Annotated in this window: 13 protein-coding genes, 5 tRNA genes and 1 pseudogene; 9 read left to right on the top strand and 10 right to left on the bottom strand. The window is 72.9% G+C overall.

Annotated features, from left to right (window positions below):
• The first annotated feature begins 192 nt into the window (after positions 1 to 192).
• Both IE172_RS02505 and IE172_RS02500 read left to right on the top strand, forming a co-directional pair.
• Positions 193 to 1,056: a fumarylacetoacetate hydrolase family protein gene (locus IE172_RS02505; RefSeq protein WP_190095363.1), complete on the top strand. Its 864-nt coding sequence runs from the start codon at positions 193 to 195 to the stop codon at positions 1,054 to 1,056.
• Positions 1,053 to 2,636 carry an MFS transporter gene (locus IE172_RS02500; RefSeq protein WP_190095362.1) on the top strand — a complete coding sequence of 528 codons (1,584 nt, stop codon included), beginning with the start codon at positions 1,053 to 1,055 and terminating at the stop codon, positions 2,634 to 2,636. Before IE172_RS02505 ends, IE172_RS02500 begins: the two co-directional genes overlap by 4 nt.
• Positions 2,637 to 2,767: 131 nt before the next feature.
• On the opposite strand, the gene IE172_RS02495 is transcribed toward IE172_RS02500, so the two are convergent.
• The 5 genes from IE172_RS02495 to IE172_RS02475 form a co-directional block, all read right to left on the bottom strand.
• Positions 2,768 to 2,844 (bottom strand) — tRNA-Ile (locus IE172_RS02495).
• Between the two features lie 176 nt (positions 2,845 to 3,020).
• A tRNA-Asn gene (locus IE172_RS02490) sits at positions 3,021 to 3,093 on the bottom strand.
• A 5-nt stretch (positions 3,094 to 3,098) separates the two neighbouring features.
• Positions 3,099 to 3,171 (bottom strand) — tRNA-Asn (locus IE172_RS02485).
• A gap of 5 nt (positions 3,172 to 3,176) precedes the next feature.
• Positions 3,177 to 3,249, bottom strand: a tRNA-Asn gene (locus tag IE172_RS02480).
• Between the two features lie 5 nt (positions 3,250 to 3,254).
• Positions 3,255 to 3,327, bottom strand: a tRNA-Asn gene (locus IE172_RS02475).
• 168 nt (positions 3,328 to 3,495) lie between these two features.
• Here IE172_RS02475 and IE172_RS02470 point away from each other — a divergent pair.
• The 4 genes from IE172_RS02470 (at position 3,496) to IE172_RS02455 (ending at position 9,125) form a co-directional block, all read left to right on the top strand.
• Positions 3,496 to 3,801, top strand: a complete 306-nt coding sequence (locus IE172_RS02470) for a YtxH domain-containing protein (protein WP_190095361.1) — start codon at positions 3,496 to 3,498, stop codon at positions 3,799 to 3,801.
• Between the two features lie 72 nt (positions 3,802 to 3,873).
• Complete coding sequence (locus IE172_RS02465; protein WP_190095360.1) at positions 3,874 to 5,325, top strand: FGGY family carbohydrate kinase; 1,452 nt, start codon at positions 3,874 to 3,876, stop codon at positions 5,323 to 5,325.
• 138 nt (positions 5,326 to 5,463) lie between these two features.
• Positions 5,464 to 7,197: an ABC transporter ATP-binding protein gene (locus IE172_RS02460; protein WP_190095359.1), complete on the top strand. Its 1,734-nt coding sequence runs from the start codon at positions 5,464 to 5,466 to the stop codon at positions 7,195 to 7,197.
• Entirely contained in the window at positions 7,197 to 9,125 is a 1,929-nt protein-coding gene (locus IE172_RS02455; protein WP_190095358.1) for an ABC transporter ATP-binding protein, read from the top strand. Before IE172_RS02460 ends, IE172_RS02455 begins: the two co-directional genes overlap by 1 nt.
• A gap of 165 nt (positions 9,126 to 9,290) precedes the next feature.
• Here IE172_RS02455 and IE172_RS02450 read toward each other — a convergent pair.
• The 5 genes and pseudogenes from IE172_RS02450 to IE172_RS02430 all read right to left on the bottom strand — a co-directional run bounded on the left by IE172_RS02450 (position 9,291) and on the right by IE172_RS02430 (position 16,234).
• Positions 9,291 to 10,584 (bottom strand): annotated as a pseudogene (locus tag IE172_RS02450) (RNA polymerase sigma factor).
• Positions 10,585 to 10,670: 86 nt separating this feature from the next.
• The gene (dnaG, locus tag IE172_RS02445; RefSeq protein WP_190095357.1) at positions 10,671 to 12,602 is read right to left on the bottom strand and encodes a DNA primase; all 1,932 of its coding nucleotides are present in this window, start codon (positions 12,600 to 12,602) and stop codon (positions 10,671 to 10,673) included.
• 104 nt (positions 12,603 to 12,706) lie between these two features.
• Entirely contained in the window at positions 12,707 to 13,972 is a 1,266-nt protein-coding gene (locus IE172_RS02440; RefSeq protein ID WP_190095356.1) for an NAD(P)/FAD-dependent oxidoreductase, read from the bottom strand.
• A 107-nt stretch (positions 13,973 to 14,079) separates the two neighbouring features.
• On the bottom strand, positions 14,080 to 15,387 hold the full coding sequence (locus IE172_RS02435; RefSeq protein WP_190095355.1) for a deoxyguanosinetriphosphate triphosphohydrolase: 1,308 nt from the start codon (positions 15,385 to 15,387) through the stop codon (positions 14,080 to 14,082).
• A gap of 82 nt (positions 15,388 to 15,469) precedes the next feature.
• Positions 15,470 to 16,234, bottom strand: a complete 765-nt coding sequence (locus tag IE172_RS02430) for a sirohydrochlorin chelatase (RefSeq protein ID WP_190095354.1) — start codon at positions 16,232 to 16,234, stop codon at positions 15,470 to 15,472.
• A gap of 212 nt (positions 16,235 to 16,446) precedes the next feature.
• Here IE172_RS02430 and IE172_RS02425 point away from each other — a divergent pair, with 212 nt between their 5' ends.
• From IE172_RS02425 to IE172_RS02415, 3 genes are all read left to right on the top strand, one after another.
• On the top strand, positions 16,447 to 17,151 hold the full coding sequence (locus IE172_RS02425; protein WP_190095353.1) for a SanA/YdcF family protein: 705 nt from the start codon (positions 16,447 to 16,449) through the stop codon (positions 17,149 to 17,151).
• A 173-nt stretch (positions 17,152 to 17,324) separates the two neighbouring features.
• Positions 17,325 to 19,529: a molybdopterin oxidoreductase family protein gene (locus IE172_RS02420; RefSeq protein ID WP_190095352.1), complete on the top strand. Its 2,205-nt coding sequence runs from the start codon at positions 17,325 to 17,327 to the stop codon at positions 19,527 to 19,529.
• A 5-nt stretch (positions 19,530 to 19,534) separates the two neighbouring features.
• Positions 19,535 to 19,948, top strand: coding sequence for a gamma-glutamylcyclotransferase family protein (locus IE172_RS02415; RefSeq protein WP_190095987.1), 414 nt, complete (start codon positions 19,535 to 19,537; stop codon positions 19,946 to 19,948).
• Positions 19,949 to 19,983 lie beyond the last annotated feature (35 nt).

Genomic DNA, 19,983 nt, shown 5'->3' with positions numbered 1-19,983 from the left:
CAGGGCCCACCAGCCCCTTTCCGGTCGGCCAAAAGACCTCGACCGCACCATTGCAACCCCCGTCGGCCGCCCCTATCATCCAGTCATTCTGATCAGCAGATGAATTTTTGAGGGGTGCCATCGCCGTCCCCCGGCCCGCGGCCACCCCGTCGCCGGACGACCGTTTCAGGGTCGCGAGAGAAGGAGGCGCGGATGCGTCTTGGAGTCTTCGACGGGAACCGCCTCGCGGTCTCGACGGACACGGAAGTCATCGATGTGACGGACCTGGTCCCCGGCCCGGGCACACCGCAGGGCCCGCTGCACCGGCTGCTGGAACAGGACCTCTTCGACGACGTCACCGCCCCGGCGGCGCTGCGCGCCGCCCCCCGGATCGACCCGGAGAAGGTGGCCTGGTCCGCCCCGCTGCCCCGGCCGCACAAGATCATCGGCGCGCCGGCCAACTACCGGGCGCACGTGGCCGAGATGAACAACCCGAACACCATCGCCGAGTGGGGCGTGTTCCTGAAGGCCGGCTCCTCCGTCATCGGTCCGGACGAACTCGTCAGGCTCCCCTACAGCGACGTACGCACCGACCAGGAGGCCGAACTCGGCGTCGTGATCGGCAGGCGGGCCCGCAACGTCAGCCGTGCCGACGCGCTCGACCACGTCTTCGGCTACACCTGCGTCCTGGACATCACCATCCGCTCCACCGAGGACCGTTCCACCCGCAAGTCCTTCGACACCTTCACCCCGATCGGCCCCTGGGTGGTCACCAAGGACGAGGTCGGCGACCCCGACGACCTCGAACTGCGCTGCTGGGTCAACGGCGAGCAGCGCCAGCACAGCCGGACCTCCCTGATGATCTACAGCGTGCCGCGGCTCATCGAGTACGCCAGTTCCGTGATGACCCTCATGCCCGGCGACGTCATCGCCACCGGCACCCCGGAGGGCGTCGGGCCACTGGCGGGCGGCGACCGGGTCGCCATGGAGGTCGAGAAGGTCGGACGCCTGGAGGTGGGCGTGACCGCCGACGGCGCGCTCCCGTACACCTCCCGCCTGGGCCGCGACACGAAGTGATCTCCCGGCGCCGCCACGAGCCGCCACCCCGCCACGGCCCGCGCCGTTCCGTACGGGCGCTGGGCCACCGGGACTTCGCGCTGTTCTGGGTGGCGGCGCTCGTGACCAACTCCGGCAGCTGGCTGCAGAACCTGGCCGCGCCGTACGTGCTGTACGAGAGCACGGGCAGCGCGGTGTGGGTCGGCCTGGCCACCACGGGCCAGTTGGTGCCCTACATGCTGCTCGGCCCCGTCGCCGGCGTGCTGGCCGAACGGGCGCCGCTGCGGCGCACCCTGCTGATCGCCCAGTCGGCCCGGGCCCTGACCGCGCTCGCGATGTTCGTCCTGTGGACCGCCGGCGTACGGCAGCCGCTGGTGCTGCTGCTGGCGGTGGTCGCCGCCGGCTGCGCGCAGGGGCTGTCCATGCCGAGCTGGCAGGCCTTCGTCCACCGGATCGCCCGCCCCGAGGACCTGGCGTCCGCGGTGACCCTGAACACCGCGCAGTTCAACCTCTCCCGTTCCTTCGGGCCGGCCGTCGGCGGGGTCGTCCTGGTCGCCTGGGGGCCGTCCTGGGCGTTCCTGCTCACCTTCCTGGCGGTCTCCTGTGTCGTCGTCGTCCTTCCGGCGGTGCGCCCCGCGCCGCCCGTCACCGCCGCGGACGCCCACGGACCGACGGGCACGGGAAGGAAGGGGGACACGGGAGAGGAAAGGGGGGCGACGGACACGAGGGTGCTCCGGCAGTTCACCGAGGCGCTCTCCTACACCCGCGGCCGGCCGGGCCTGGTGCTCGCGCTCTCCCTGATCGCGGTCGTCGGGCTGCTCGGCATGCCGGTCTTCCAGCACGTGATCGTCTTCACCGGGAGCGTGCTGCCGTCCGGCCCGGCCGCTCTGCCCCTGCTGTACACGGCCCTGGGCATCGGCACGGTGCTCGCCCTGCCGCTCGTGGGCCGGTCGGAGCAGCGGATCGGCCGGGCCGGCTCGGCCCGCTGGTCGCTCCCCCTGTACGGACTGTCCCTGACCGCCTTCGGCTGTTCCTCCACCCTGTGGTCGGCGGGCGCGCTGCTCGTCGTCGTCGGGGCGTGCTTCCTGGTCTCCCTCTCGGTGGGCAACAACACCGTCCACCTGCTCGTCGCCGACCGCATGCGCGGTCGGGTGCTCGCCCTCAGCGTGATGGTCTACACCGGCTCGACCGCCACCGGGGCCTGGCTCCAGGGTCTGCTGTCCGACCTCGTGGGCGCGCGGGAGACCGTGATCGCCGCGGGCTGCGCCCTGGTCCTGGTGTCCGTGCCGCTGGGATACGCCCGCGGCCGCTTCTCCGCGCACCGGCTCGACGGCACCCGGGACGCACCGGTAGGCAGCGGAGCCCACCGGGGCACCGCTCGCACGGTGGCCCCGGACCGTGCGGGGTACTCGTCGGGCACGGTCCCGCGACCAGGAGGCACCACCATGAGCGAACACACACCGTCCCAGGCCGAGGGCGACCGGGACGAGGACGAGTGGACCACCCCCGACGTACCGCACACCACTCCGTCCCAGGCGGAGGGCGAACGCGACCCGGCGGACGCCACCGAGCCGGCCCACGACAACGCGGAGCGCGGCTAGAGGGAGGCCGCACGGCAGGACGGAGAAACCGACGGCGCCGGCCGTCCGCCGTGGGGAGGGGTCCGGAAGGGCTCTCCGGCCGCCGGACGCCCCCGCGCGGTGAGCGGAAGGGAAGGCGGGTGCCGAGGTGGTGGTGGGGCGGGTGGGACTCGAACCCACGGCCGACGGATTATGAGTCCGCTGCTCTAACCGGCTGAGCTACCGCCCCATAACGGCGTGTCGCGTACAGGTGTGCGCGCCGTCTGCCGCAGCATAGCCGCTCATACGATCTCCTGCTTCGGCTGGTCGGCTGCTCACGGCCTTCTCGATCACGGAGACTTCGCCGAGCGCCGCGCGGTTCCCCCGGACATGAAAAAGGACCCCCAAGGGGTCCTCGTTCACCTGCTCCCCCGACTGGACTCGAACCAGTAACCTGCCGGTTAACAGCCGGCTGCTCTGCCAATTGAGCTACGGAGGACCGAGCTCCCCCGACTGGACTCGAACCAGTAACCTGCCGGTTAACAGCCGGCTGCTCTGCCAATTGAGCTACGGAGGACCGAGCTCCCCCGACTGGACTCGAACCAGTAACCTGCCGGTTAACAGCCGGCTGCTCTGCCAATTGAGCTACGGAGGAACGAGCTCCCCCGACTGGACTCGAACCAGTAACCTGCCGGTTAACAGCCGGCTGCTCTGCCAATTGAGCTACGGAGGAATGCCTCGTGCATCGAACGCACCCGCCTGGGTATTCGCCAGGGGGCGCGCGCTCGCTGCGACACATACATTAGCGCAAGCAGGGGGGTGCTCCGCCAATCGGTACTCCCCGGCGCTGTCGCCGTGCCGGAGACCTTCGCAGACTGGAACAACGGGAAGGGTGGCCGTCATGATGTACCGGCTCACGTTCGTCGCCGGAGCAGCCCTGGGTTACGTGCTGGGCACGAAGGCCGGGCGGGAACGATACGAGCAGCTGAGGAGGTCCGCTCAGCAGCTCACACAGAACCCCGCGGTGCGCAACACCGCGGAGAGCGCAAGCCGGCAGAGCCGCGAGTTCGCGGACAAGGCCTACCAGGCGGTGAGCCACAAGGTCGGTGACCGCATGCCCGACTCGGTCGCCCAGCGCGTCTCCGCCCTGCGTGAACGCACGGCCCACGGCCCGGCGGAGGACGACTGGGGCACCAGCAACACCTGACGCCCCTCCCCGCCGTCACTCCAACGACGCCCGCGCCCCCACCCCGTGGGGGGCGTGCGGCAAAATTGCGGCATGGGGATAGTCGCCGGGCTGGACAGTGCGCCCGATTTCACTCGCATCGTCGTCTGTGACACGGACACCGGGGCCGTGGTCAGGCAGGGGTACGCCCAGCATCCGGTGCAGGGCGCCGACGGCGGCGGCCGTCCCTCCGACGTGGACCCGCAGGCCTGGCTGCTGTCGCTGGGCGAGGCGGCGGGCGGCGGGCTGCTGGAGGGCGTGCAGGCCATCGGCGTCTCGGCACAGGCGAACGCGCTGGTGCCGCTGGACTCGCAGGGCAACACCGTGCGCCCCGCGATGACCGGCGCGGACAAGCGCGCGCAGGTCGCCGCGGCGGACCTGATCGACGCGCTCGGCGGACGCGAGGCCTGGGCGCAGGCCGTGGGCTGTGTGCCGGGGGCCGCGCAGTCGGTGACCAAGCTGCGCTGGCTGGCCCGCAGCGAGCCGGAGAACGCGGCACGCACCGCCGTGCTGCTCCAGGCGCACGACTGGCTGGTGTGGCAGCTGCTCGGCCGCCCGGTACGGCGCACCACCGACCGGGGCGGCGCGTCCGGCACCGGCTACTGGGCGGCGGCGACCGGCGGTTACCGGCCCGATCTGGTGGAGATGGCCCTCGGCCACCAGGCGATGCTGCCCGAGGTGATCGGCCCGGCGGACGCGGCCGGGACGACACCCGAGGGGCTGCTGATCTCCGCGGGTACGGGCGAGACGATGGCGGCGGCGTTCGGGCTCGGCATCGGGCTCGGCGACGCGGTGGTCTCCCTCGGCGCGTCCGGGTCGGTCATGGCCGTGCACCCCGAGCCGCTCGTCGACCACCACGGGATGATCACCTCCCTGGCCGACGCGACCGGCATGCACCTGCCCGTCGTCACCACCCTCAACGCCGTACGGGCCCTGCGCGGGACCGCGGAACTGCTGGGGCTTCCGGACCTGGAGAGCCTGTCCGAGCTGGCGATGAAGTCGACGCCGGGATCGCACGGGCTGGTGCTGCTGCCCTATCTGGAGGGTGAGCGCACCCCGAACCTGCCGCACACCGCCGGGACGCTGGCGGGTCTGCGGCGCGAGTCGATGAAGCCGGAGCACCTGGCGCGGGCCGCGTTCGAGGGGATGCTGTGCGGGCTCGCGGACGCGCTGGACGTGCTGCGCGGCCGGGGCGTGGACGTGCGGCGGGTCTTCCTGCTGGGCCAGGCCGCGGAACTGCCGGCCGTGCAGGCGGCGGCGCCCTCGCTGTTCGGTGCGCAGGTGGTGGTGCCGCAGCCGGCGGACTACGCGGCGATCGGCGCGGCCCGGCAGGCGGCCTGGGCGCTCGGCGTGTCGCAGGGCACGCTCGACCCGCGGACCCCGCCCGTCTGGCAGGGCCCGGTGGCCCAGGTGCTCGATCCCGGCGAGGAGTTGGCGGTGGGGCAGGCGGTGCGCCAGCAGTACGTGTCGGTGCGGGAGCAGACCCATCCGGGGGCGCTCCGGTAGTTCCGTGCCCGCTCCGTCAGGGGCGGGCACACCGTCGCGGGCACGCCGATAAATCGGTTGGGGTAACGCGGGTGGAGTGTTCGACGATAGGGGCCACGGGCAACCATGCGCCCTCGCCGACCACCCGAGAGATTCAGCGTGCTCATACGACTCCTGCGGACCCGTCTACGGCCGTACAAGAGACCCATCACCCTTCTGGTGCTGCTGCAGTTCCTGCAGACCTGCGCCTCGCTGTACCTGCCCACGCTCAACGCGGACATCATCGACGACGGCGTCGTCAAGGGCGACACCGGCTACATCCTGGGCTTCGGCGCCCTGATGATCGGCATCTCGCTGGTGCAGGTCGTGTGCAACGTGGGGGCCGTGTACTACGGCGCCCGGACCGCGGCGGCCCTGGGACGGGACGTGCGCGCCGCCGTCTTCGACCGCGTCCAGTCGTTCTCCGCGCGTGAGGTGGGTCACTTCGGCGCGCCCTCGCTGATCACCCGTACGACCAACGACGTCCAGCAGGTGCAGATGCTGGCCCTGATGACGTTCACCCTGATGGTGTCGGCGCCGATCATGTGCGTGGGCGGCATCGTGATGGCGCTCGGGCTCGACGTCCCGCTGTCCGGGGTGCTGGTCGGGGTCGTACCGGTGCTGGCGATCTGCGTGACGCTGATCGTGCGGAGGCTGCGTCCGCTGTTCCGGACCATGCAGGAGCGGCTGGACACGGTGAACCGGGTGCTGCGCGAGCAGATCACCGGCAACCGGGTGATCCGGGCGTTCGTGCGGGACGAGTACGAGCAGGGGCGGTTCCGGAAGTCCAACACCGAGCTGACCGACGTCTCGCTGGGCACGGGCAATCTGCTCGCGCTGATGTTCCCGGTGGTCATGACGGTGGTGAACCTGTCGTCGATCGCGGTGGTGTGGTTCGGCGCGCACCGGATCGACAGCGGGGGGATGCAGATCGGCGACCTGACGGCGTTCCTCGCCTATCTGATGCAGATCGTCATGTCCGTGATGATGGCCACCTTCATGTTCATGATGGTGCCGCGCGCCGAGGTGTGCGCCGAGCGCATCCAGGAGGTGCTGGACACCTCCTCCAGCGTGGTGCCGCCCGCCGCTCCCGTCACCGAGCTGCGCCGGCACGGGCACCTGGAGATCCGGGGCGCGGGCTTCCGCTACCCGGGCGCCGAGGAGCCGGTGCTCAGGGAGGTCTCCCTGGAGGCACGGCCCGGCGAGGTCACGGCCGTGATCGGCTCGACGGGCAGCGGCAAGTCCACCCTGCTGGGGCTGGTCCCCCGGCTGTTCGACGTGACCGAGGGCGATGTCCTCGTGGACGGGGTGCCGGTGGGGGACATCGAGCCCGCGCTGCTGGCGAGGACCGTCGGCCTGGTGCCGCAGAAGCCGTACCTCTTCGCGGGCACGGTGGCGACGAACCTGCGCTACGGCAACCCGGACGCCACCGACGAGGAGTTGTGGCACGCGCTGGAGGTGGCGCAGGGCAGGGAGTTCGTGGAGCGGCTGGAGGGCGGCCTCGACGCGCCCGTCGCCCAGGGCGGGACGAACGTCTCCGGGGGGCAGCGCCAGCGTCTGGCGATCGCCCGGACGCTGGTGCAGCGGCCGGAGATCTACCTCTTCGACGACTCCTTCTCCGCGCTCGACTACGCCACCGACGCGGCCCTGCGGGGCGCCCTGGCCCGGGAGACGGCGGAGGCGACCGTGGTGATCGTCGCCCAGCGGGTGGCGACCATCCGGGACGCCGACCGGATCGTGGTCCTGGACGAGGGCCGGGTCGTCGGCACCGGCCGGCACCACGAGCTGATGGCGGACAACGAGACCTACCGGGAGATCGTGCTCTCCCAGCTGACGGAAGCGGAGGCCGCCTGATGGCCGGTCCGGCAGGACGGATGATGGCCGGGGGCGGCCCCGACCAGCGCTCACTCGACTTCAAGGGGTCCAGCAAACGGCTGATCGCCCGGTTCCGCCCGGAACGCCTGACGATCTACGGGCTGCTGGCCTGTGTCGTGTTCAGCGTGGGGCTCAGCGTGATCGGGCCGAAGATCCTCGGTGCGGCCACCGACCTGGTCTTCGCCGGGATCGTCGGCCGCGAGATGCCGGAGGGCGCCACCAAGGAGCAGGTGCTCGACGCGATGCGGGAGCGGGGCGAGGGCGATGTCGCCGACATGCTCCGCAGTACGGACTTCACCCCGGGACAGGGCATCGACTTCACCGCGGTCGGCAACGTCCTGCTGTTCGCGCTGGTGGTGTTCACGGCCGCCGGCCTGCTGATGGCGGTCGCGACCCGGCTGGTGAACCGGGCCGTCAACCACACCATGTTCCGCATGCGGGAGGACGTGCAGACGAAGCTGTCGCGGCTGCCGCTGTCGTACTTCGACAAGCGGCAGCGCGGCGAGGTCCTCAGCCGCGCCACCAACGACATCGACAACATCGGCCAGACGCTCCAGCAGTCGATGGGCCAGCTGATCAACTCACTGCTCACGATCATCGGTGTGCTGGCGATGATGTTCTACGTCTCGTGGATCCTGGCGCTGGTCGCGCTGGTGACGGTGCCGCTGTCGTTCGTCGTCGCCACGCGCGTGGGCAAGCGGTCGCAGCCGCACTTCGTGGCGCAGTGGCGCACCACCGGCCGGCTCAACGCGCACATCGAGGAGATGTACACCGGGCACACCCTGGTGAAGGTGTTCGGCCGGCAGGAGGAGTCGGCGAAGCGGTTCGCCGAGGAGAACGAGGACCTGTACGAGGCCGGGTTCAAGGCGCAGTTCAACAGCGGCGTCATGCAGCCGCTGATGTTCTTCGTGTCGAACCTCAACTACGTGCTGGTGGCGGTGGTCGGCGGGCTGCGGGTCGCGTCGGGCACGCTCTCCATCGGTGACGTGCAGGCGTTCATCCAGTACTCGCGGCAGTTCTCCATGCCGCTGACGCAGGTCGCGTCGATGGCGAACCTGGTGCAGTCGGGTGTCGCCTCCGCCGAGCGGGTCTTCGAACTGCTGGACGCCGAGGAGCAGGAGGCCGATCCGTCACCGGCCGAGCGGCCGCGGCACCCGCGCGGACGGGTCGCGCTGGAGCACGTGTCGTTCCGGTACGACCCCGACAAGCCGCTGATCGAGGACCTGTCGCTGACGGTCGAACCGGGCCACACGGTCGCCATCGTCGGCCCGACGGGCGCGGGCAAGACGACCCTGGTGAACCTGCTGATGCGGTTCTACGAGGTGTCCGGCGGGCGGATCACGCTCGACGGGGTGGACATCGCCCGGATGTCCCGCGACGAGCTGCGCGCCGGGATCGGCATGGTGCTCCAGGACACCTGGCTGTTCGGTGGCACCATCGCGGAGAACATCGCGTACGGGGCGTCGCGGGAGGTCACCCGGGAGGAGATCGAGGAGGCGGCGCGGGCGGCGCACGCCGACCGGTTCGTGCGGACGCTGCCCGACGGGTACGACACCGTGATCGACGACGAGGGGGCCGGGGTCAGCGCGGGCGAGAAGCAGCTGATCACGATCGCCCGGGCGTTCCTGTCCGATCCGGTGATCCTGGTGCTGGACGAGGCGACGAGTTCCGTGGACACCCGCACGGAGGTGCTGATCCAGAAGGCGATGGCGCAACTGGCGCACGGGCGTACGTCGTTCGTGATCGCGCACCGGCTGTCGACCATCCGGGACGCGGACACGATCCTGGTCATGGAGGACGGCGCGATCGTCGAACAGGGCGCCCACGAGAAGCTGCTGTCCGCGGACGGCGCGTACGCCCGCCTGTACAAGGCCCAGTTCGCGCAGGCGGTGGCGGAGATCGACTGAGGCGTCCGCCGCCCCTCCCCGTCCCCGTCCTGAGGGGGCGCCGCCCCCGGAGCCCTCCTCCTCCTACGCCGGAAGGGCTGAATCAGCCCCTCCGGCGCTTGAGGAGCGGGGTCCGGGGCGGAGCCCCGGGTTCGGGACGGGAAGGGGCGGCGGGGGCGAGAACAATCAGTCGAGATAGCCCCGCAGCTGATCCGCGAACGTGTGGTCACGGAGCTTGTTCAGCGTCTTGCTCTCGATCTGCCGTATCCGCTCCCGCGTCACCCCGAAGATCCGGCCGATCTCCTCCAGCGTCCGCGGACGCCCGTCCACCAGCCCGTACCGGAGCTGCACCACCTTCCGTTCCCGCTCCCCCAGCGTGGACAGCACCGCGTCCAGGTGCTCCCGCAGCAGCAGGAACGCCGCCGACTCCACGGGGCTCGCCGCGTCGCCGTCCTCGATGAGGTCGCCGAGCGCCACGTCGTCCTCCTCCCCCACCGGCGCGTGCAGCGACACCGGTTCCTGGGCGAGCCGCAGCACCTCGCCGACCCGCTCGGGCGGCAGGTCGAGCTGCGCCGCGACCTCGGCCGGCGTCGGCTCGTACCCGCGCTCCTGGAGCATCCGCCGCTGCACCCGCACCACGCGGTTGATGAGCTCGACCACGTGCACCGGCACCCGGATCGTGCGGGCCTGGTCGGCGAGCGCCCGGGACATGGCCTGACGGATCCACCAGGTGGCGTACGTGGAGAACTTGTAGCCGCGCGCGTAGTCGAACTTCTCCACCGCCCGGATCAGCCCGAGGTTGCCCTCCTGCACCAGGTCCAGCATGGTCAGGCCGCGGCCCACGTACCGCTTGGCCACCGACACGACGAGCCGCAGGTTCGCCTCGATCAGCCGCCGCTTGGCCACCCGGCCCATGACGACGAGCCGGTCCAGGTCGGAAGCGAGCCTGCTGTCCAGGTCGGGGGCGCGGCGCAGCTTCTCCTCGGCGAACAGTCCCGCCTCGACCCGGCGGGCGAGCTCCACCTCCTCGGCGGCGGTGAGCAGCGGGATGCGGCCGATCTCGCGCAGGTACTGGCGGAACAGGTCGGAGGAGGGCCCCGCGGTCTCGGGCCGGACGGGGGCGGGCGCCTGACCCGGGCCGACGGGGTCGGCGGGCCCGGCGGGGTCCGCGGGTTCGGCGGGGTCCGCGGGTTCGGCGGGCCCGGCGGCCGGTTCGGCCGCCCGTGCCGTTTCCGGCGGCCTCCCGGCGTGGAGCGCGACGCGGCCCCGGGCGGGCACGGCGACGAGCAGGTCCGCGCCGGCCTGGGTGAGGGTCTGGGTCTGGGTCTGGGTCTGCACGGGGGCGACCTCCAGGATGATCGCTGCCCGGGGGGTGGGGCAGCGGTACGTCCGGGGCGGAGTCGACGGCCTCGCCGCTGTCCGTCCCGTACTCGATGAGCCGGGGACTCAGGCACCGCCCCCAGTGTGGGGTACGACACATCGTCCTCACGAGGGGCGTGCGGTGACTTTTTGCGTCCGCTGCGTGACAGCGCGGTTACGCGGGCCGGGTCCGTGCCCCCGGCGGGACTACAGTGCGGCCGCTCCGTGCTCCCGCAGCGCCTGGTCGTACTGCTGGAGGACCCACAACTCGTTCTGCACGGCGGTCAGTTCGGCCGGGTCGCCGTGGGCGCCGAGGCGGGTGAGACGGCCGGCGATGTCGCGGATGCGGCGCTCGACGGCACGGCGGCGGACGGTGACCAGCTGGGCGCCCGCGTAGGTCTCGTCGACCTCCTTGACGCCCCGGTGCAGCATGATCGCCTCGACCGCGAGTTCGGTGACCATGGCGCGCACGGTGTCGTCGGGGGCCGCGTCGCGCACCCGGATCAGGTACTCCTGCGGGTCCCCCACCCCGTGCTCGGCGCCGCCCGCGTCCAGGATCGCCTGGCGCACGGCCGCGTAGGGAGGGGCGGTGAACTCGTCGACGCCGTACGCGTCGAAGGCCGGGGAGACCAGTTCCGGGCGCTGCAGGGCGAGCTTCAGCAGCTCGCGTTCGGTGGCGAAGACCGGGTTGCGCAGGTTCAGGGCGGGTCCGCGCGGGGCGGCGGGAGCGGACGCGTACGGCTGCGGGGCACCGCCGCCCCCGCCCTGCTGACGCCGGTCCGGGGCCGGGCCCTTGCCGCCGCGGTCGCGGGCCCAGCGGGCCAGCTGGGCGACCCGCTTGACCACGAACTGGGTGTCGAGGATGCCGAGCATCCCGGCGAGTTCGACGGCGACCTCGTGCTGGGCGCCGCTGTTCTTGATGCGGGCCACGATCGGGGCGGCCTCGTCGAGGGCGCCGGCGCGGCCGGCCGGGGTGTCCAGGTCGTAGCGGCCGACGACCTGGCGGAGCGCGAACTCGAAGAGCGGCGTGCGCGGCTCGACCAGGTCGGCGACGGCCTCGTCGCCCTTGGCGATGCGCAGGTCGCAGGGGTCCATGCCGTCGGGGGCGATGGCGATGTAGGTCTCGGCGGCGAACTTCTGGTCGTCCTCGAAGGCACGCAGGGCCGCCTTCTGGCCGGCCGCGTCGCCGTCGAAGGTGAAGATCACGCGCGCCGAGCCGTTGTCCATCAGCAGCCGGCGGAGGATCTTGATGTGGTCGCCGCCGAAGGCGGTGCCGCAGGTGGCGATGGCGGTGGTGACGCCCGCGAGGTGGCAGGCCATGACGTCGGTGTAGCCCTCGACGACGACCGCGCGGGAGGACTTCGCGATGTCCTTCTTCGCCAGGTCGATGCCGTACAGGACCTGGGACTTCTTGTAGATCGCGGTCTCGGGGGTGTTCAGGTACTTGGGGCCGTTGTCCGCCTCGTGGAGCTTGCGGGCGCCGAAACCGACGACGTCGCCCCCGATGTCGCGGATGGGCCACATCAGCCGGCCGCGGAAGCGGTCGATGGGGCCGCGGCGGCCCTCCTGGGAGAGTCCGGAGAGGAGCAGCTCCTTGTCGCTGAACCCCTTGCCGCGCAGGAAGCGGGTGAGGTGGTCCCAGCCCTGAGGGCTGTAGCCGACACCGAAGTGGACGGCGGCGCCCTGGTCGAAGCCGCGCTCGGCGAGGAAGACCCGCCCGGTGTCCGCCTCGGGGGACGTCGCGAGCTGTTCCGCGTACCACTCGGCGGCGATCTTGTGGGCCTCGACCAGGCGGATGCGCTCCCCGCGCTGGTGGGTGGGGTTGTACCCGCCCTCCTCGTAGCGCAGGGTGATGCCGGCCTGGCCGGCGAGGCGCTCGACCGCCTCCGAGAAGGAGAGGTGGTCGATCTTCATCACGAACGTGAGGGTGTCGCCGCCCTCCTGGCAGCCGAAGCAGTGGAAGAGTCCCTTGCTCGGGCTGACCTGGAAGGACGGCGACTTCTCGTCGTGGAAGGGGCAGAGGCCCTTGAGGTTCCCGCCGCCCGCGTTGCGCAGCTGGAGGTACTCGGACACGACGGCGTCGATCGGGACCGCGTCCCGAACCGCCTTCACGTCCTCATCGTTGATCCGCCCAGCCACACGTGAATTCTACGGGTGCGCTGTGACATCCCCGCCGGCTGGCGTCCCCTCGCGACGTGCCCGCACGCGCGAGGGGCGGGGACCGGACGGACCCCGGCGGCCGCCTAGGCGGCGACGCTCGCCAACGGCACGCGCGGATCCGCCAGCGCCTCCGTGTCCACCCGCCGGCGCGACCGGATCAGCTCCTGGATCGGGTCCGTGACGTCCCACACGTTCACGTTCATCCCGGCGAGCACGCGCCCGTCTTTCACCCAGAACGCGATGAACTCGCGCTTGCCCGCGTCGCCCCGGATGACCACCTGGTCGTACGACCCCGGCGGCGCCCACCCGGAGTACTCCATCCCGAGGTCGTACTGGTCGCTGAAGAAGTAGGGCAGCCGGTCGTGGACCGTGTCCCGCCCGAGCATGGAGCGGGCGGCCGCCGGACCGCCGTTCAGCGCGTTGGCCCAGTGCTCCACCCGCAGCCGCGTGTCGAAGAGGGCGTGCGGGAAGGCCGCGACGTCACCGGCCGCGTAGATGTCCGGGTCGGACGTGCGCAGCCGCTCGTCGACCAGGACGCCCCCGCCGGCCTCACGGCCGGCGAGCTCCAGGCCCGCCGCCTCCGCGAGGGACACCCGCGGGGCCGCGCCGATCGCCGCGAGGACGGCGTGGGCGGGGTGCTCCTCGCCGTCGTCGGTGCGGGCGGCGAGGACCATGCCGTCCTGCCCGGTGATCTCGGTGAGCGTCGCCCCGAAGTGGAAGCGCACGCCGTGATCACGGTGCAGCTCGGCAAAGAGCTCGCCGAGCTCGGGGCCGAGGACGGAGTGCAGCGGGGTCTGTCCCCGGTGGACGACGGTGACCTCCGCGCCGTACTGGCGGGCCGCCGCCGCGATCTCCAGGCCGATCCAGCCGGCGCCGGCGATCACCAGGTGCCCGTTGTCCCGGCCGAGGGAGGCCAGGACGCCCTTGAGGCGCTCGGAGTGCGCGAGGCGCCGCAGGTGGTGCACGCCCACGAGGTCCGTGCCCGGGATGTCCAGCCGGCGCGGTTCGGCGCCGGTGGCGAGCAGCAGCTTGTCGTAGCGGACCGTGGTGCCGTCGTCACCGAAGCGGACCGTCTTCGCGGCCCGGTCGACGGCGTCGACGGTCTGGCCGAGGTGCAGTTCGACGTCGTGCCGCGCGTACCAGGCGGGCTCGTGCACGAAGACGCTGTCGCGTTCCTCCTTGCCGAGGAGGTAGCCCTTGGACAGGGGCGGTCGCTCGTACGGGTGGTCGCGTTCGTCGCAGATCAGTATCACCCGGCCGGTGAAGCCCTCCGCTCTCAGCGTCTCGGCCGCCTTGGCGCCGGCCAGTCCGCCTCCGACGATGACGAAAGTCTGATCCGCGTCGACCACGTGATGCCTCCTCGTAAGGGTGTCGCCACCTGTGAGCCTCCCGCACGCAGAATGATGCCGTAAGGGGCGGTGCGCCGATCAGGCCACGCGGGACGAGGCCGGACCCCTCACGACTGCCCCGTGAGCCGGGCGTGAAGCGAACGGGCGGAGATGTCGGTGAGGGACGCGATCTGGTCGACGATCACCCGCTTGCGGGCGCGGTCGTCCGGGGCCCGGTCGAACAGGGCGCGGAACTGCGGGTCCAGGCCGTCGGGGGCGCGGGCGGTGAGCGCCTCGGCCAGTTCGAGGACGACGACGCGCTGGTCGGCGCGGAGCTGTTCCTGCTCGGCGCGCTGCATCACGTAGCGGTCGGCGACCGCCTTGAGGACCGCGCACTCCATGCGGGTGCCGCGCGGCACGACCAGCTCGGCACCGTACCGGGTGAGGCGCCCGGTGCCTCCCCCGGTGCCTGAACGGCCTGGGAGGTGCCCCCACGCCTGCCGGGTGGCGCCCTCGGCGGCGAGGCAGAAGCGGCCGATGAGCTGGCTGGTGGCGTCCTTCAGGCGGGCCTGGGCGACGGCGGTGCCGTCGTAGCCGTGCGGCCACCACTCCTGGGCGAGGAGGCGGTCGAGGGCCTCGGCCAGTTCGGCGGGGTCGGTGTCCGCGGGGACGTAGCGGCCGACGGCGACCGCGAAGACGGCCTCCCGCTCGGGGTCGGCGTGCAGGCAGTTGGGGTCGATGTGGCCGGCGTGCAGGCCGTCCTCCACGTCGTGCACCGAGTAGGCCACGTCGTCGGACCAGTCCATGACCTGGGCCTCGAAGCAGACGCGGCCGGCGGGGGCGCCCTCGCGGACCCAGTCGAAGACGGGACGGTCGTCGTCGTAGACACCGAACTTCGGGGAGGCCGGGTCGGTGGGGTGGGCACCTCGGGGCCAGGGGTACTTGGTGGCGGCGTCGAGGGCGGCGCGGGTGAGGTTGAGGCCGACCGAGCCCTCCGGGGTGAACCGTTTCGGTTCGAGGCGGGTGAGCAGGCGCAGCGACTGGGCGTTGCCCTCGAAGCCGCCGCAGTCGTCGGCGAACTCGTTCAGCGCCTGTTCGCCGTTGTGGCCGAAGGGCGGGTGGCCCAGGTCGTGGGAGAGGCAGGCGGCCTCGACGAGGTCGGGGTCGCAGCCGAGGGCCGCGCCGAGCTCGCGGCCGACCTGGGCGCATTCGAGGGAGTGGGTGAGGCGGGTGCGGGGGCTGGCGTCCCACATCTGGTGGTGGGCGCCCGGGGTGACGACCTGGGTCTTCCCGGCGAGGCGGCGCAGCGCCGCGGAGTGCAGGACGCGGGCGCGGTCGCGTTGGAAGGCGGTGCGGCCGGGGCGTTTGTCGGGTTCGGGGGCCCAGCGGGCGACTGACGTCGGGTCGTAGCCCGGGGGGAGCGCGGTGCCTTCCATGTCATGACAGTACGGGGAAGGTGTGACAGTCGGGACGGGGGTGTGTCCGTGCGGTCCGCCGGGCCCGGGTTCTTGCGGCCCTTCAGGCGGGGACCGGCTCCGCGGCCGCGGGGACCGGGAGGCTCAGGGCCTCGTCGTAGCGGTGCACGAGGAGGCGGGCCATGGCCTCGTGGGTGCCCAGGGGGGCGGAGGCGATCCACGGGGCCGCCGCCGCGCACTGCGTGGCGAAGCGGCCGGGGGCGGTGAAGCAGGAGGCGACGGCGACGCGGGTGCGGCCGCGTGCGGCCAGGGCGCGCAGGGCGTCGGGGACGGTGGGGGCCGCGGCGGAGGCGTACGCGGGGACCACCGGGACGCCGAGCCGTTCGGCGAGCAGCCGCGCGGTGCGGTGGGTGTCGGCCCTCGACTCCGGGGCGCGGGATCCGGCGGCGGCGAGGACCACGCCGGTCGCGCGGCGGGCCGTGCCGTCCGCCGGGGTGCGCCAGCCGGCCTCGGTGAGGCGGGCGTGCAGGGTGTCCGCGAGCAGCGGGTGCGGGCCGAGGGGCGCGGCCACACGGGTGCGCAGCCGTGTCCCGGCGGCCGCCTCGGGGATGTCCCGCATGACGTGGTGGCCCCGGCCGAGCAGCAGCGGCACGAGCACGGCCGCCCCGGTGCCGCGGGCGTCCAGCGCGGCGAGGGTGTCGGGGAGCAGGGGCGCGTCGATCTCGATGTGGCCGAGGTGCACGGGCAGGCCGGGCCGCAGGGCGCGGACCCTGTCCAGGAGCTGCCGTACGGTGCTCAGCGCACGCGGGTCGCGGCTGCCGTGGGCCACGACGACGAGAGCGGGAGGGTTCGTGGTGTACGCCGTCATGCACCGATCGTGGCGGCGGCACGTTGCCGTCCCGTTGCGCGTGCGTGTCCGGTGTTTTCCGGCGGTTCACCCCGCGGGCCGCGGTGGGTGTGAGGCGTTCGGCCCGGGGTGCCGTCCGGTGGCGTGAAGCTGATCACAGGGCTCCGGGTGAACCGTGTCGTGCCGGGGGGCGTCTCCCCGGGTCGGGGACCGACCGGGGAGGGGCCCGTCCGATGCGCCGTTTCGAGGTTCGCCGTCCACGTCCGCCCCGCACCCGTGCGGGGTGGCGGCGGCTGGTGCGGACGGTGGTGACGGTCTGCATGCTGGCGCTGCTGCCGGCCACCTGGCTGCGTCTGACGACGGAGGGGCTGCTGCGCACCACGGCCGACGTGCCGCGCACCGGGGTCGCCGTGGTGTTCGGCGCGGGCCTGTGGGACGGGGAGCCGTCGCCGTACCTCGCGCACCGGCTGGACGCGGCGGCGGAGCTGTACCGGGCGGGGCGGATCGAGGTGGTGCTGGTCACCGGCGACAACAGCCGCGAGGACTACGACGAGCCCGACGCGATGCGCGCGTACCTGACCCGGCACGGTGTGCCCGACGCGCGGATCGTGAGCGACTACGCGGGCTTCGACACCTGGGACTCCTGCGTCCGCGCGAAGAGGATCTTCGGCGTCGACCGCGCGGTGCTGATCAGCCAGGGTTTCCACGTCCGGCGGGCGGTGGCCCTGTGCGAGACGGCCGGGGTCTCCTCGTACGGGGTGGGCGTCGACGAACCGCATGACGCCACCTGGTACTACGGAGGCGTCCGGGAGGTCCTGGCGGCGGGGAAGGCGGCGGCGGACGCGGTGTTCCGTCCGGATCCGCGCTTCCTGGGGCCGCGGGAGCCGGGGGTGGAGCGCGCGCTGGCGCAGGCGCGCGCGGAGCGGGCACGGGACTGACGTCGGGCGCCGGCGGCGTGACCCGCCTGTGCGGTGACCGGATCCGGCCGACCGGCGTCCGAGCGGAGGGCTCCGGCGCCTCACCGCGGCCCGGTGCCGGCGGGGAGGCCGCCGTTCCGGGTGTGTAACAGGGGCCGGTGCGGTGCGTAACACCGGCGGCGCAGGGTGGCCGTATGCAGAACACCGTGACGCCCACGCACTGCCCCTACTGCGCGCTGCAGTGCGGGATGAACCTGACGCCGGCCCCGGACGGGAGTTCCGTCGAGGTGCGCGAGCGGGCGGACTTCCCGGTGAACCGGGGGGCGCTGTGCGGGAAGGGGCGTACGGCTCCGGAGGTGCTGTCGTCGCGCGTGCGGCTGACCTCGCCACGGGTGCGGGACGCGGGGGGCGCGCTGGTGCCGGCCTCGTGGGAGGAGGCGCTGGGGCGGGTCGCCGAGGGGCTGGGGCGGACGCGGGCGCGGTCGGGCGCGGACGCGGTCGGGGTGTTCGGCGGGGGTGGCCTGACCAACGAGAAGGCGTACAGCCTGGGGAAGTTCGCCCGGGTGGTGCTGGGCACCTCGCAGATCGACTACAACGGAAGGTTCTGCATGTCGTCGGCGGCCGCGGCCGGCAACACGGCGTTCGGGCTGGACCGCGGGCTGCCGTTCCCGCTGGAGGACATCCCGAGGACCGGCTGTGTGATCCTCGTCGGCTCCAACCCGGCGGAGACCATGCCGCCGTCGCTGCGCTACTTCACCGAGCTGAGGGAGAACGGCGGCACCCTGATCGTCGTCGACCCGCGCCGCACGAGGACCGCCGAGCACGCGGACCTGCACCTGGCTCCCCGCCCCGGCACCGACCTCGCGCTGGCGCTGGGCCTGCTGCACCTGGTCGTCGCCGAGGGGCGCACCGACGAGGCGTACGTCCGGGAGCGCACGGCCGGCTGGGAGGAGACCCGGGCCGCGGCGATGGCGCACTGGCCGGAGTACGTGGAGCGGATCACCGGCGTGTCCGTGCCCGAGCTGCGGGAGGCCGTACGGCTGTTCTGCGAGCCGGAGGCGGCGATGGTGCTGACCGCGCGGGGGCCCGAGCAGCAGTCCAAGGGCACCGACACGGTGGGCGCGTGGATCAACCTGTGCCTGGCGACGGGGCGGGCGGGCCGCCCGCTGTCCGGGTACGGCTGCCTCACCGGGCAGGGCAACGGGCAGGGCGGGCGCGAACACGGCCAGAAGGCCGACCAGTTGCCCGGCTACCGCAAGCTGACCGACCCGGCGGCGCGGGCGCACGTGGCCGAGGTGTGGGGCGTGGACCCCGAGTCGCTGCCCGGGCCGGGACGCAGCGCGTACGAGCTCCTCGACGCGCTCGGCACGGACATCCGCGCGCTGCTGCTGATGGGGTCCAACCCGGTCGTGTCGGCGCCCCGCGCCGCGCACGTCGAGGAACGGATCCGCTCGCTGGACTTCCTCGCCGTGTGCGACGTGGTGCTGTCGGAGACGGCCGCGCTCGCCGACGTCGTCCTGCCGGTGACGCAGTGGGCGGAGGAGACGGGCACCACGACCAGTCTGGAGGGGCGGGTGCTGCTGCGGCGGCGTGCGCTCACCCCGCCGGAGGGCGTCCGCAGCGACCTGGAGGTCCTGCACGAGCTGGCCGCGCGGCTGGGCGGCGGGCGGAACCTGGAGAAGGGCTTCCCCACCGACCCGGAGGAGGTCTTCGAGGAACTGCGCCGGGCCAGCGCGGGCGGCCTCGCCGACTACTCCGGCATCACCTACCGGAGGCTGGCCGAGGAGAACGGGGTCTTCTGGCCCTGCCCGGCGTCCGGCGGCCCGGAAGAGGACGTGCACCCCGGCACCCCGCGGCTCTTCCACGACCGGTTCGCCACCGAGGACGGGCGGGCCAGGTTCGTACCGGTCTCGCACCGGCCGATCGCCGAGGAGCCCGACGAGGAGTACCCCGTGCTGCTGACCACCGGGCGGGTCGTGGCGCAGTACCAGTCCGGCGCCCAGACCCGGCGGGTCGACGAGCTGAACGCCGCCGCTCCGGGGCCGTTCGTGGAGCTGCACCCCCGGCTCGCGGAGCGGATCGGCGCCGCCGAGGGCGAGCCGGTGGCGGTCGTGTCCCGGCGCGGGCGGGCGGTGGCACCGGCCCGGATCACCACCGCGATCCGCCCCGACACGGTGTTCATGCCGTTCCACTGGGCCGGTGAGGGCCGCGCCAACACCCTCACCAACCCCGCCCTCGACCCGACGTCCCGCATGCCGGAGTTCAAGGCCTGCGCCGTCCGGGTGGAGGCCGTGGCGGCCGGAGAGCCGGCCCGCGCCACCCCCTGGGCGGACGGGAGCCGCCCCGCCCGCCGGACTCCAACGCTACGCTGGGGCGCCGCCGACCGTCCGCGCAGGTGAGACCAGTGATCCTCCCCTTCTTCGTCTACGGAACGCTCCGCCCCGGCGAGCGCAACCACGACCTCTTCCTGCGCGGCCGCACCCTCGGCGAGGAACCCGGCCGGCTGCGGGGCGTGACGCTGTACGAGGGGCCCGGGTACCCGTACGCCGTCGAGGAGCCGGACGGCGCGGTGAGCGGGGAGCTGGTGACCGCGCTGCCGGAGGCGTACCCGGGGCTGCTCACCGCACTGGACCGGCTGGAGGAGTACGTGCCGGGCGATCCGCGCAACCTGTACGAACGGGTGGTGAAGGAGGTCGTCCGGGACGCGGACCGAGCGGTGGTCCGGGCGTGGGTGTACGTCGCCGCGCCCGCCGTCGCCGCCCGGCTGCGGGCACGGGGGACACCGGTCGGGGGCGGGGAGTGGCGGGAGCGGCGGTGAGCTGACGGGGCTGCGGACGGCCGCCGCGTCCGGCT

The sequence above is a fragment of the Streptomyces griseoflavus genome (assembly GCF_014649995.1).
GTDB lineage: Bacteria > Actinomycetota > Actinomycetes > Streptomycetales > Streptomycetaceae > Streptomyces > Streptomyces griseoflavus.
This window is presented reverse-complemented; position numbering and strand designations above follow the sequence as displayed.

What these genes read in the sequence shown, in the direction of transcription:
- IE172_RS02505 (WP_190095363.1), top strand. Translation starts at nt 193, where the DNA reads ATGCGTCTTGGAGTCTTCGACGGGAACCGCCTCGCGGTCTCGACGGAC.
- IE172_RS02470 (WP_190095361.1), top strand. Translation starts at nt 3,496, where the DNA reads ATGATGTACCGGCTCACGTTCGTCGCCGGAGCAGCCCTGGGTTACGTG.
- IE172_RS02465 (WP_190095360.1), top strand. Translation starts at nt 3,874, where the DNA reads ATGGGGATAGTCGCCGGGCTGGACAGTGCGCCCGATTTCACTCGCATC.
- IE172_RS02455 (WP_190095358.1), top strand. Translation starts at nt 7,197, where the DNA reads ATGGCCGGTCCGGCAGGACGGATGATGGCCGGGGGCGGCCCCGACCAG.
- IE172_RS02435 (WP_190095355.1), bottom strand. Translation starts at nt 15,387, where the DNA reads ATGGAAGGCACCGCGCTCCCCCCGGGCTACGACCCGACGTCAGTCGCC.
- IE172_RS02430 (WP_190095354.1), bottom strand. Translation starts at nt 16,234, where the DNA reads ATGACGGCGTACACCACGAACCCTCCCGCTCTCGTCGTCGTGGCCCAC.
- IE172_RS02425 (WP_190095353.1), top strand. Translation starts at nt 16,447, where the DNA reads ATGCGCCGTTTCGAGGTTCGCCGTCCACGTCCGCCCCGCACCCGTGCG.
- IE172_RS02420 (WP_190095352.1), top strand. Translation starts at nt 17,325, where the DNA reads ATGCAGAACACCGTGACGCCCACGCACTGCCCCTACTGCGCGCTGCAG.